The sequence below is a fragment of the Amycolatopsis sp. AA4 genome (genome assembly GCF_002796545.1).
GTDB lineage: Bacteria > Actinomycetota > Actinomycetes > Mycobacteriales > Pseudonocardiaceae > Amycolatopsis.
Genome location: NZ_CP024894.1, coordinates 7,335,365 through 7,347,698, shown reverse-complemented (window position 1 = coordinate 7,347,698; position 12,334 = coordinate 7,335,365). Strand labels below are relative to the sequence as shown.

Sequence of the window (12,334 nt, the reverse complement as noted above, 5' to 3'; positions counted from 1 at the left end):
TCCGGTGGTGGAACTGCTGGGGCCCGCCGAAATCCGCGGGCTGGCCGACGAACTCGACGTCCGGCCCACGAAGAAGCTCGGGCAGAACTTCGTGCACGACCCCAACACGGTCCGCCGCATCGTCGAACTCGGCGGCGTGCGGCCGGGGGACGTCGTGCTGGAGGTCGGGCCCGGTCTCGGGTCGCTGACGCTCGGCCTGCTCGCCGCGGGCGCTCAGGTCGTCGCCGTGGAGATCGACCCGGTGCTGGCCGCCCGCCTGCCGCGCACGGTCGCCGAGCGCGCGCCCGAGGCAGCGGACCGGCTGACCGTCGTCGGCGCGGACGCGCTGCGGGTGCGGGCGGCCGACCTCCCGGCCGAGCCGGTGTCGATCGTGGCGAACCTGCCGTACAACGTCGCGGTGCCGGTGGTGCTGCACCTGCTGGCCGAGCTGCCGTCGCTGCGCAGCGGGCTGGTCATGGTCCAGACCGAGGTCGCCGACCGGATGGCCGCCGGACCGGGCAGCCGGACTTACGGCGTGCCGAGCGTGAAACTCGCTTGGTACGGCCCGGCGCGCAAGGTCGCCGCCGTGCCGCGCGCGGTGTTCTGGCCGGTGCCGAACGTCGATTCCGCGCTGGTCTCGTTCACCCGGACCGACCCGGTCGCCGGAGTGGATCGCGCGCGGTTGTTCGCGGTGGTCGACGCTGCGTTCTCGCAGCGGCGCAAGACTTTGCGGGCCGCGCTGGCCGGATGGGCGGGTTCCGCCGAGCGGGCCGGCGAGCTGCTCGCCGAGGCGGGGATCGATCCGAAGACGCGCGGGGAGCAGCTGGACGTGCACGCGTTCGCGCGGATCGCGGCTGCCGCAAAGTGACCCCCTCCCACGGTGTGCGCCTTGCGACGTCCAACGGCGGTGCCACCACGGGTATTCCGGATGGAGCCCATTAGTTTCGCTGCGTTGTCCGGTGATCTTGGGTCGTCGCTGATTGTGGGTCATTCGTCGTCGTAGAGCTACGCTCGGTGATCGTGCCTGGACCCCGGAAACCGCCCGCCACCTGTGACGAGCGGCTCGGCATTCGGGGGAGCTTGCTTGCTCCACACCCCGCATTGTTCAGCGGCCCCGCCCGAAGGTGCTTCGCTTCCCTGACCTATCTCGGCCCCGCTGCGAACCCGATTGTCCGGGCCACGCGGCCCGCGAGCGACCCCCACTTGACAACGAGAAAACTCTTGTTCCACAAAGCTCCTTGATCGTCCACAGTGGAACGAACTTGTTCGCCGCCGGGCTCCGCCGCGCGCGTTTCGCAGGTCGAGGCACTGTTCGGCGACCGAGCTTCCGGGTTTCCGGGTCCTGGACGCCGGGTCCCGGCATGCGGGCACCACCAGACGTGTGATCTGCACCAACGCGCTTGCGTTCAGCCAATGGGATCGGCTTTACTCGAAAGCGTCCATCCCGAGCGACTGAGAGACCTGGCTCGCCGAAGTCGCAGCAACCACCCTCCGCAGGGCAGGTGCTACCGCCAGGACCGATGGAGGCTGTTTTCGATGAAGAGGGTCACCCGCCCGCTCCTGCTGACCCGCCGGCGCGTAGTCGACGAAGGTCGCCGCTCGGTATGTGCGTGTCGACGCTCCATGGTCATCGCCTGATCGTTTTTTCCGCAGTTTTCTTGCGCCGTCCACAGTGGACGGTAATTCGATGACGCCTGGCGCGCCCGGAAACGGCGCTGCGCCTCGTTTGCCTGGAGCCCTTTCGTGATCACTGTCGAAAACGTGTCCAAGTCCTTTCCCTTCCACGGAAATCGTGTCGCCGCGCTGCGCGACGTGAGTGTTGACGTGCAAGCCGGTTCCCTGTTCGGGATCGTGGGTCCGTCCGGTTCCGGCAAGTCGACCCTCGCCCGCTGCATCGCGCTGCAGGAGCGTCCCGACCGCGGCGTCGTGCGCCTCGACGGCCTCAACACCGCGACGCTCGACGGCAAGCGGCTGCGGGAGATCCGCCGCCAGCTGGGTGTCGTCGGGACCAAGCCCGAGCTGATCGCCGAGCGCACCATCGCCGGCAACATCGCCAGCCCGCTGGAGCAGCTCGGCGTCGACGGCCCGCAGCGGCGCAGCCGGGTCGGTTCGCTGCTCGACCTCGTCGGCCTCACCCCGCGCGCCGCGCAGAAGCCCGAAGAACTCACCGAAGGCCAGCTCCGCCGGGTCGCGGTCGCGAAGGCGCTCGCCGCCGGACCGGCGGTGCTGCTCGCCGACGACCCGACCGCCGGGATCGCGGCCGAGGACGCCGGCGCGGTGCTCGCCGTGCTCGACCGGGCGCGGGCCGAGCTGGGTGTGACGGTCGTCGTCACCACGCCGGACGCGGACGTCGTCCGCCGGGTCTGCGACGACGTCGCGGTGCTCGACAACGGTGCGATCGTCGAACGCGGCACGGTGCTCGACCTGATCTCGACGCCGGACAGCTGGACCGCGCAGGCGGTGCTGCCGTCGATCGAGACCTCGCGCGCCCAGTCCGCGAAGTACGACCGCGCGGTCGACGTCGTCCTGATCGGTTTCGCGTCGGTGGGCGCCCTGCTGCCCGAGGCGGCCAGCCGCTTTGACGTGGAGCTCGCCACCATCGGCGGCGGTCTCACCCGCATCGGGGACACCCCGATCGCCCGGTTCCGCCTCGGCGTCCGCGGCGAGCGGGCCGACGCCGCGCTGTCCTGGATCTCCGACCGGGGCGCGCACGTGAGCCAGCCGGCCCGCGGTCCGCAGAGCGTCGTCGCCGCCTGAGTTTCCCTTTGCCCAAGCGGTTTTCGAGGGCCGTCCCCTTTCGGCGGGGCGGCCCTCGCCGCGTCCGCGGGACACCTCGCCCCGGGAATCAGGACACCTGGGCGAAGTTCTAGGACAGCTGTCCTGAAGGTTGTCCATTGTGGTCGTTCCGGCGAAGAATCTCCGCTAGCTCCGGATCCGCGTGCGCCTCGGCGGTCTGCTTCCACTTCGCCACGAGGGCGGCGAAGGGCACCGGATTGCCGAGCGATTCGGCCCGCTCCGAGGTCTCGACCAATTCGCCGACGAACGCGTGCAGCTCTTCCTTCGACAGATACCGCGCCCACGGGAACGCGGCGGGCAGCGCCTCGGCGGCGAGCGCGACCGTCGCGGCACTGCCGCGCGTCAACTCCGCCAGGATCGTGCCGGTGGCCGAAACCCGGCCGCTGCCTGCTCGGCGGTGACCAGGAGCAGATCGGGTTTGTCCTTCTCCCGTCGGCGAATCCGGAGGTTGACTGCCGGTACGCGTCCAGTTACCAAGTAGTTCCACATTAGCCCGCCTGGCCACCTCGGGACGACGACTGGGGGAACTTCCGTGCCGACGTTTTCTCCTGGCGGGACCTGGCGCGCGGCAGCCACGTAGGCTGGACGGGTGCTCGCCGTCGTTCCACCACCAGTCACCGTCCGGGTCCCGGCCAAGGTCAACCTGCACCTGGCCGTCGGCGACCTGCGGGCGGACGGGTTCCACGAGCTGGTCACCGTCTTCCAGGCGCTTTCGCTCACCGACGAGGTGACCGTCGCGGCCGCCGACGAACCCGGGCTCGAGGTCTACGGCGAGGGGGAGCGCACGGTGCCCACCGACGGCGCCAACCTCGCCTGGCGCGCGGCGCGCGAGCTGGCCGCCTACGCCGGACGGCCGGACGCGGATGCGCCGAAGGTGCGAATCGTGCTGCGCAAGGGCATTCCGGTGGCCGGCGGCATGGCGGGCGGGAGCGCGGACGCGGCGGCGGCGCTCGTCGGGCTCTCGTCGCTGTGGAAGCTCGACGTCACCCGCGACGAGCTGGCCACCATCGCCGGCCGTCTGGGCAGCGACGTGCCCTTCGCGCTGTACGGCGGCACCGCGCTCGGCACCGGGCGCGGCGAGCAGCTCGTGCCAGTGCTCGGGCGGCACACGTTCCATTGGGTGCTGGCCTTCGACGAGGAAGGCTTGTCCACGCCGAAGGTGTTCGGCGAACTCGACCGGTTGCGCGCCGATGGCAAACCGCCGCGGATCGGGTCGCACACGCCGGTCGTGGAGGCGCTGGCGTCGGGAGATCCTCGCCAACTCGCCCTGTTGCTCGGCAATGACTTGCAGGCGGCCGCGGTGTCGCTGCGGCCCGGTCTGCGCCGCACGCTGCGCGCCGGGGTGAACGCCGGCGCGCTGGCCGGATGCGTGTCCGGCTCGGGGCCGACGTGCGCGTTCCTGTGCTCCGACGCGGAAACCGCGGTCGAGGTGGCCGCGGAGCTGTCCGGCGCGGGAGTGTGCCGGACGGTGCGGGTCGCGCACGGCCCGGTGCCCGGCGCCCGGGTGGTCGGCGGCGACGACGCGCCGCGCAACGCGCCGCCGCGCGTGCACGCCTGAAACTTTGCCTCAATAGTCCACAGTGGAAAGGATCCGGATGGCCAACCTGGTCAACCTGGAATCGGTGAGCAAGTCCTACGGTGTGAAGCCGTTGCTGGACAACGTTTCCCTCGGCGTCGCCGAGGGGCAGCGCATCGGGGTCGTCGGGCTCAACGGCGGCGGCAAGACGACGCTGCTCGAAGTCCTTTCCGGACTGAGCGAGCCGGATTCCGGCCGGGTGAGCCAGGTGCGCGACCTGCGGATGGCCGTCGTCACCCAGCGCACCGAACTGCCCGCGGGCAGCACGGTCGGCGACGTGGTGCTGCAGCGCTACGGAGCCGAGCACGAATGGGCCGCCGACGCGCGCGTCCGGTCTATTGTGGACGGTCTCGGCATCACCGCGATCGGCCTCGACACCCCGACCGCGAACCTGTCCGGCGGCGAACGCCGGCGCGTCGCGCTGGCCGCCGCGCTGACCGGCGAACTGGACCTCGTGGTGCTCGACGAGCCCACCAACCACCTTGACGTCGAAGGCGTTCGCTGGCTCGCCGATCACCTGCTGGGCCGCCGGATCGCGGTCGTGGTCGTGACGCACGACCGGTGGTTCCTCGACACCGTCGCGAGCCTCACCTGGGAGGTCGCGAACGGCCGGGTCGAGCAGTACGAAGGCGGTTACGCCGACTGGATTTTCGCGCGCGCCGAACGCGCCCGGCTCGCCGCGACCGCGGAGGAGAAGCGGCAGAACCTGGCGCGCAAGGAATTGGCGTGGCTGCGGCGCGGTCCGCAGGCGCGTTCCTCGAAGCCGCGCTACCGCGTCGAGGCCGCCGAGGCGCTGATCGCCGACGTGCCGCCGCCGCGCGATTCCGTCGAGCTGATGGCGTTCGCGAAGCGGCGGCTCGGCAAAACGGTGCTGGAGCTGGAAGACGTTTCGCTCGCGGTCGGCGACCGGACGCTGCTCGACCACGTCACGTGGCGGATCGGCCCGGGCGACCGGATCGGTCTCGTCGGCGTGAACGGCTCCGGCAAGACCACGTTGCTGAAACTGCTGGGCGGCGACGTCGAATCGCCGACCGGACGGCGCGTGCAAGGCAAGACGGTCGCGCTCGCGCACCTGCGTCAGGAACTGGACGACCTGCCCGCCGATCTTCGCGTGCTGCAAGCGATCGAGCACGTCTCCGGCCGCGTCGTGTTCGGCAAGCAGGAGATGACCGCGTCGCAGCTCGGCGAGAAGCTCGGCTTCCCCGCGGCCCGGCAGTGGACGCCGGTCGGCGACCTGTCCGGCGGGGAACGGCGCCGGCTGCAGCTGTGCCGGTTGCTGATGGCTGAGCCGAACGTGCTGCTTCTGGACGAGCCGACGAACGACCTGGACATCGACACCCTGCAGCAGCTCGAAGACCTGCTCGACGGCTGGCCGGGGACGATGGTGGTGGTCTCGCACGACCGGTACCTGGTCGAGCGCGTCTGCGACGCCACGTATGCGCTCCTCGGCGACGGCAAGGTCACCCACCTGCCGGGCGGCATCGAGGAGTACCTGCAGCGCCGCGCCCGCGCGAAGGAGGCCGCGCCGCGTCGCGAGGCACCGGCGGCGGAGAAGACCGAGGCCAAGCGGAGTGCGGCGGAAACCCGTGCGGCGCAAAAGGAATTGGGCAGGTTGGAGCGGAAGCTGGACCAGCTCGCGAAGCGGGAGGACAAACTGCACGCGGCGCTGGCGGAGGCGGCCACCGACCCGGAGAAGCTGATCGAGCTGAACACCGAGCTGAAGGCCGTGCTGGCGGAGAAGGACGACGTCGAGGCGCGCTGGCTGGAGACGTCCGAACTCGCCGAGTGACGGGTGCGTCCGCCAGCTGTCCGCGTCCGGACATCCGCTGTTCGCGCCGCCGCGGGCAGGCCCCGGGAAACCGGACAGTAATCTGACGCACATGAGTCGGTTTGTGGACACACTCGTCGGGAACGCGACGGACCGGGGGCAACGGCGCGGCATGGTGACCGGCGAGCCCAAGGAGCCGGTGCGCCGGACCTGGGCGCAGGTGCACGAGGAAGCGCGCCGGATCGCGGGCGGGCTGGTCAGCGGCGGTTTGAAGCCGGGGAGCGCGGTGGCGGTGCTGGCCGCCGCGCCGGTGCTGATCGCCCCGACCGTGCAGGCGGTGTGGCTCACCGGCGGCAGCGTGACGATGCTGCACCAGCCGACGCCGCGCACGGACCTCGCCGAATGGGCCGAGGACACGGTGAAGGTGCTCGAGATGATCGGGGCCGAGCTGGTCGTGCTCGGCGAACCGTTCGACCAGCTCGCCCCGGTGCTCGAGGGCAAGGGCATCGGCTACCGGCTGATCTCCGAGCTGGCGGACGCGGAACCGCTGGCCGAGATCGTGAAGACGGACGAGGGCGACACCGCCCTGCTGCAGCTGACCAGCGGATCGACCGCGGAGCCGAAGGCCGTCCGGATCACCTACGGCAACCTGTACACCAACGTCAAGGCGATGGTCGACCGCGCCGAGTTCGAGTTCGACACCGACGTGATGGTGTCGTGGCTGCCGACCTTCCACGACATGGGCATGGTCGGCTTCCTGACCGTGCCGATGACGTTCGGCGTCGAACTGGTCAAGATCACGCCGGTCGAGTTCCTGACCGGTCCGCTGATCTGGCCGGAGCTGATCAGCAAGTACGGCGGCACCACGACGGCCGCGCCGAACTTCGCGTACGCCATCGTCGGCAAGCGCATGGCCCGGGTCGAGGACGACAACGCCTACGACCTGTCGAAGCTGCGCATCGCGCTCAACGGCGCGGAGCCGATCGACGAAACGGCCGTCGCGACCTTCGTGGACGCCGGGAAGCGGTTCAAGATGCCGCCCGAGTGCGTGTTCCCCGCCTACGGCATGGCAGAGGCGACGCTGGCGGTCTCGTTCGCGCCGCTGTTCACCGGTCTCACGCTGGACGTCGTCGAGGCCGACGCGCTCGAAGCGGACAACCGCGCGGTGCCGGTGCCCGAAGGCGACCCCCGCCGCGGCACGGACGAGGTGCGCTCGTTCGCCCTGCTCGGCCGCCCGCTGGACGGGTTGGAATCGGACATCGTCGACGAATCCGGTGCGGTATTGGGCGAACGCCAGGTCGGCGAGATCCGCCTGCGCGGCGAGGCCGTGACCCCCGGTTACCTGACCGTCAACGGCCCGCTGGACACCCAGGACGCGGACGGCTGGATGAAGACCGGCGACCTGGGCTACCTGGTCGACGGCCAGATCGTGATCTGCGGCCGTCGCAAGGACGTCATCATCATGGGCGGCCGCAACCTGTACCCGACCGACATCGAACGCGCCGCGGGCTCGGTCGAGGGAGTACGGGCAGGCAACGCCGTCGCGGTCCGCCTGGACGCAGGCAGCCGCCGCGAACGCTTCGCGGTGGTCGTGGAGTCCAAACTGGCCGGTGACGCCACCGAGGAAAACCGCCTGGCGAAGGAAATCGCCGCCCGGGTCCGAGACGCGGTAGACATGCGCCCCTTCGCAGTGGTGGTGCTTCCGGCAGGAAGCCTGCCCAAGACCCCGTCCGGCAAGGTGAAGCGCGCCGCGACCGCAGTCCAGTACGCAGACAAAATCGCGAAAAACGCGGACGCCTAACCGGCACCGCTGCACTCAACCAGCCAGGCACCCAGACCCGGCCCTGCACCCCGATACGAAGCCAAAAACGCGGTCTGGGGGTGCTCGTCAAGGCATCTTTCCCGCCTTGACAAGCACCCCCAGACCGTCGTCACGATCCAGCTTCGGGGTGCCCACGCAACCACTAGAACGCGATGTGCGAAGCACGAGCAGTCAGCGAAGGCCCGCGCTCACCTCCCCGGCAACCTCTCCACCGGCGCCTCAGCGACCACTGGCCAAGCAGCCCGCCCCGCAGTGGCCTCCGTATGGTCCCGGCTCCCCGGAATCACCGGAGCCCTCCTTCCGGACCTCTCGGCCAGCTGCGTCTCCACCTCGTCGAGAAACTCGTCGACCTCGCGCTCGTCGTATCCGCGCTTGCCGATCAACGGCTTGGAGAACAGCACGTGGTGGACCTCGGCCGCGGTGAGATCGTCCTCGTCGGCGAGCGTCTTGGCGATCCGCCGCACGAAGTCGTCGACCTCCTGCTTGGCGTAGCCGCGGCGGCCGATCGGGGCGTTACCGAAAGCGACCTCAGCGAGATCCTCGGCGGTGAACGGCATGGATCATTCTCCGATTCAGGGTCGGGGTGGTGCGAACTCCTGCCGTCCGTCCTAACCGGTCCCGGCCACCCCGGGAAGCCCGCACCCGCCCGGACGACTCGATCAGGGTCGCAGAAGACGCCCATCGAGTGAGAATTCCATCACGCACCGCCACCGCGGCTCACCCACACGCACAACCGGAACGGAGCCGCTTTGTGCTCCCCGGCGATCCACGGCACGAACGTCCGTGAGGGGCTCCTTGAGGGAATCAGATTCCCTCAAGGAGCCCCTCACAGACCTTCAGCCACGCCACCATGCGCGACGGCTGCTGGGAACCCCCCAATGTGGCATTGGGTGCGTCAGATGCACCCAATGTGGCGTTCGGTGCGTTGAGCGCACCCAATGCCACATTGGGGCGGATCGGGCAAAGCGCTCAGGCGGCGTGGAACGCGTTCTGCGCCGCGGCCAGACCCCGCGAAATCAACGCCTCGGTGGCGTCCGCGCACCGGTCGATCTCGAACGGGAGCTCCTTGCGCTCGACCGTCGAGAAGTCCTTCAGCACGAAATCCGCCGGATCCTGCCTGCCCGGCGGCCGCCCGATGCCGAACCGCACGCGGTAGTAGTCCCGCGTGCCGAGCGATTTGGTGATGGACCGCAGTCCGTTGTGTCCGTTGTCGCCGCCGCCGAGCTTGAGCTTCAGCGCGCCGAAATCGACGTCCAGCTCGTCGTGCACCACCACGACGCCGGACGGCGGCACCTTGAAGAACCGGGCCGCGCCGACGACCGGGCCGCCGGAGAGGTTCATGAACGACCTCGGTTTCACCAGCACCACGCGGGCACCGGCCAGCCTGCCCTCGAGCACCTCGGCCCCGCTGCGGTGGGCCTTGAACTTCCCGCCGATCCGGCCGGCCAGCTCGTCCAGCACCATGAACCCGACGTTGTGCCGGTTCCCGGCGTACTGGGGCCCGGGATTGCCAAGGCCGGCGAGCAGAATCAGCTCGCCGGCCCCGGGCAGGTCTTCACTCACGAAAGCGAGTTTATTCGGCCGCCTCGGCGGCGGCTTCCTCGGCTTCGGCGTCCTCGTCAGCGGTGCCGCGCGGGGCCTCGTTGACGGCGACGACGAGCGCCTCCGGGTCGGTGACCAGCTCGGCGCCCGCCGGCAGGCTGATCTGGCCCGCGGTGATCTGGGTGCCGGCCTCGATGCCCTCGACGGAGACCTCGAACTGCTCGGGGATGTGCAGCGCCTCGACCTCGACCTGGATGGTGTCGATGTCCTGGGCGACCAGGGTGCTGGGGGCGGCGGTGCCGGTGACGACGACCGGGACGTCGACGGTGACCTTCTCGCCGCGCTTGACGACCAGCAGGTCGACGTGCTCGATGTAGTTCTTGAGCGGGTGGACCACGATGGTCTTGGTCAGCGCCAGCTCGCTGGAGCCCTCCAGGTCGAGCGTGATGACGGCGTTGGTGCCGTTCTCGCGGACGACGCGGGCGAACTCGATGGCCGGCAGCGCGAAGTGCCGCGGGTCCGAGCCGTGCCCGTAGAGCACCGCGGGGATTTTGCCGGCGCGACGGGTGCGGCGGGCGGCACCCTTTCCGAACTCGGTGCGCGGTTCGACGGAAAGACGTACCTCGGACACGGTGTAGCACTCCTTCAATCACACGACGTGCGGCAGGGGGCGGCGGGATCGTCGATCTCTGCTCGGGGGCGGTTGTGCACGGCGGCGAGATTGCGGGCGTGAGCAGACCACGGGGCTTCTCGAGCCGCCGCGTCGATCACGCCGGGCACCTACAGGCGCACCCGCCTCGCCGAGACAACCCGAGAAGTGTAAACCAGCCGGTCCGTCCCGGCGTGCACCGGGTCTGAGCAGGCTCCCCCGGGCGGGTGGGTGACGACACAAATCCCGTCCCGCCCGCCGATCCCGCGGGGGTGGCATGATTTCCGCGGAAAGAGGGGCGGCCGACATGCGGGCTCGATGGACTGCGACAGCACTGGTGCTGCTTGGTGGGCTTCTCGCGGGCTGCCAGGTCGCGGTGACCGGCACGGCGGGACTGTCCGATGCCGACCGGCAACTGGCTGCTGAGCGTGCGCAGCAGCAAACGGCGGTCGATGCCGCGCTGCGGGCGCTGGAGCAAGCGCCGGCGCTGCAGTACGACGCGACGCTGAAGGACGGCTCCGGCAATCCGGCGACGCTGACGTACCGCGTCGCGCGCGACGGCAACGGCTTCGGCGCGCTGCCGCTCGAAGGCAAGTCCGTGCGGATCGCCGAACCGGACGGGCAGTTGTACCTCGCGGCCGACGCGGACTACTGGAAGTCGCACGGCCTGGAGGAGAACAGCACCCAGTTCGGCGGCGGATGGGTGCACACCGTCGGCAGCGAACTGCCGGTCGATCCGGCCGCGCGGATGGCCCCGCCGAAGCTCGCCGCCGAACTGCGCAAGGCGCTCGGCGGACTCGGGTCCGGCGCGCCGCGCAAGCAGAAGCTGGAGGACGGCACCGAGGTGTACGACCTCGGCGGCGCGCTGCAGGTGACCACCGCCGAACCGCACCGGGTCACCGGGTTCGCGCCGGCGCTGCTCGATCCGCGCGGCGGCCCGAAGCTGGGGGCGGCGTTCCGCGTCCGGCCGCTGGCCGACGCCGAGATCAAGCAGTTCCACAACGATTTCAACGCCGCGGTCGACGCGATCGGGCAGCCGTTCGACGGGCTCGCGCAGGCGAGCGTCACGGTGCTCAACGACAAACTCGACTGCCAGGACTACGTCGGTTCCTGCAAGACCACAGTGGACGTTTCGAACAGCGTCGTCGGCAATCAGCCCGGCTCGAAACCGAATGTGCACATCAAGCTTTCGGTGGAGATCAGCGCGGACACGCTCGGCTCGCAAAGCTGCGCCACGGAAGGCGACGCCGCCGCGGACGCGACCATCACGATGTCCTGTTCGGTCAAATTCACCCTGCCCAACCGCACCGCGAGCTATCAGGTGCTGGCGAAGCCGACGGCGGTCGCCGAGGTGCGGTCACCGGTCGACGCGAACGCGGTGAAGGCCAAGCTGGCCGCCGCTTTCGCCGCGATCGGCGGCTGACCTGCACGCTCACCTCCAGGTGCGTTGCTTCCGTTGAAGTAGCCGAAGATCCGTCCCTACCATCGGCGGCATCGAGACGGGCTTTCTTTCAAGGAGCGGCAAATGAGCAAGCTGGTGGTATTCGGCGCGACGGGATTCGCCGGCGGCCGGATCGTCGACGAGGCGCTGCGGCGCGGGCACTCGGTGACCGGGGTCGCGCGCAAGGCCGAGGGCTTGCCGGCGGAGGTCGAAGCGCGGTCGGGGTCGATGCACGACGCGGAATTCGTCGCTTCGGTGACCAAGGGCGCGGACGTGCTCGTGATCGCGACGCCGGGCCGCGCGGACGACCAGGGCCGCCGTCTGGTGGACGCCTTGCCGGCGCTGGTGGAAGCGGCCCGCGCGAACGGCGCGCGGCTGGCGTTCGTCGGCGGCGCCGGTTCGCTGCGCGTCAGCGAGGACGGGCCGCGCGTGATCGACACCCCGGACTTCCCGGAGGAGTACAAGCCGGAGGCGGGCAGCCACGTCCTCGTCCTGGAGGCGCTGCGCGAGCTGCCGGACGACGTCGACTGGTTCTACGTCAGCCCGGCGGCCGAGTTCGGTTCCTGGATCCCCGGCGAGCGCACCGGTAAGTTCCGCCTCGGCGGCGACGTGCTGGTCAGCGACGCCGACGGCCGCTCGCACATCAGCGGCGCGGACCTGGCGATCGCGTTCCTGGACGAGATCGAGGAGCCGAAGCACTCGCGCGCCCGGTTCACGCTGGCGTACTGAGCACCGGACCCGGTGGTGCGGTTTCGTTCGGC

At 70.2% G+C, this 12,334-nt stretch carries 11 protein-coding genes and 1 riboswitch; of the genes, 7 read left to right on the top strand and 4 right to left on the bottom strand.

Annotated features, from left to right (window positions below; translation table 11 throughout):
• Positions 1 to 4: 4 nt before the first annotated feature.
• Positions 5 to 847, top strand: a complete 843-nt coding sequence (gene rsmA, locus CU254_RS33835) for a 16S rRNA (adenine(1518)-N(6)/adenine(1519)-N(6))-dimethyltransferase RsmA (protein WP_009083444.1) — start codon at positions 5 to 7, stop codon at positions 845 to 847.
• A gap of 568 nt (positions 848 to 1,415) precedes the next feature.
• A riboswitch (SAM riboswitch) is annotated at positions 1,416 to 1,506 on the top strand.
• Between the two features lie 216 nt (positions 1,507 to 1,722).
• Positions 1,723 to 2,736, top strand: a complete 1,014-nt coding sequence (locus CU254_RS33830; RefSeq protein WP_009083441.1) for a methionine ABC transporter ATP-binding protein — start codon at positions 1,723 to 1,725, stop codon at positions 2,734 to 2,736.
• A 109-nt stretch (positions 2,737 to 2,845) separates the two neighbouring features.
• Here CU254_RS33830 and CU254_RS33825 read toward each other — a convergent pair whose 3' ends face one another.
• Positions 2,846 to 3,121 carry a hypothetical protein gene (locus CU254_RS33825; protein ID WP_050788340.1) on the bottom strand — a complete coding sequence of 92 codons (276 nt, stop codon included), beginning with the start codon at positions 3,119 to 3,121 and terminating at the stop codon, positions 2,846 to 2,848.
• 243 nt (positions 3,122 to 3,364) lie between these two features.
• Between CU254_RS33825 and CU254_RS33820 the strand changes: the two genes are divergently transcribed.
• The 3 genes from CU254_RS33820 to CU254_RS33810 all read left to right on the top strand — a co-directional run bounded on the left by CU254_RS33820 (position 3,365) and on the right by CU254_RS33810 (position 7,920).
• Complete coding sequence (locus CU254_RS33820; protein ID WP_009083437.1) at positions 3,365 to 4,333, top strand: 4-(cytidine 5'-diphospho)-2-C-methyl-D-erythritol kinase; 969 nt, start codon at positions 3,365 to 3,367, stop codon at positions 4,331 to 4,333.
• Between the two features lie 37 nt (positions 4,334 to 4,370).
• Entirely contained in the window at positions 4,371 to 6,140 is a 1,770-nt protein-coding gene (locus tag CU254_RS33815) for an ABC-F family ATP-binding cassette domain-containing protein (RefSeq protein WP_009083435.1), read from the top strand.
• 91 nt (positions 6,141 to 6,231) lie between these two features.
• A complete protein-coding gene (locus tag CU254_RS33810; protein ID WP_037715680.1) occupies positions 6,232 to 7,920 on the top strand; it encodes a fatty acyl-AMP ligase in 1,689 nt (562 codons plus the stop codon).
• Positions 7,921 to 8,129: 209 nt separating this feature from the next.
• On the opposite strand, the gene CU254_RS33805 is transcribed toward CU254_RS33810, so the two are convergent.
• From CU254_RS33805 to CU254_RS33795, 3 genes are all read right to left on the bottom strand, one after another.
• Positions 8,130 to 8,498 carry a DivIVA domain-containing protein gene (locus CU254_RS33805; protein WP_009083431.1) on the bottom strand — a complete coding sequence of 123 codons (369 nt, stop codon included), beginning with the start codon at positions 8,496 to 8,498 and terminating at the stop codon, positions 8,130 to 8,132.
• 412 nt (positions 8,499 to 8,910) lie between these two features.
• Positions 8,911 to 9,504, bottom strand: coding sequence for an aminoacyl-tRNA hydrolase (gene pth / locus CU254_RS33800; RefSeq protein WP_009083430.1), 594 nt, complete (start codon positions 9,502 to 9,504; stop codon positions 8,911 to 8,913).
• A 10-nt stretch (positions 9,505 to 9,514) separates the two neighbouring features.
• The gene (locus CU254_RS33795; RefSeq protein ID WP_037715678.1) at positions 9,515 to 10,114 is read right to left on the bottom strand and encodes a 50S ribosomal protein L25/general stress protein Ctc; all 600 of its coding nucleotides are present in this window, start codon (positions 10,112 to 10,114) and stop codon (positions 9,515 to 9,517) included.
• A 325-nt stretch (positions 10,115 to 10,439) separates the two neighbouring features.
• Between CU254_RS33795 and CU254_RS33790 the strand changes: the two genes are divergently transcribed.
• Positions 10,440 to 11,555, top strand: coding sequence for a hypothetical protein (locus CU254_RS33790; protein WP_037715675.1), 1,116 nt, complete (start codon positions 10,440 to 10,442; stop codon positions 11,553 to 11,555).
• A gap of 102 nt (positions 11,556 to 11,657) precedes the next feature.
• The gene (locus tag CU254_RS33785; RefSeq protein WP_009083427.1) at positions 11,658 to 12,302 is read left to right on the top strand and encodes an NAD(P)-dependent oxidoreductase; all 645 of its coding nucleotides are present in this window, start codon (positions 11,658 to 11,660) and stop codon (positions 12,300 to 12,302) included.
• Positions 12,303 to 12,334 lie beyond the last annotated feature (32 nt).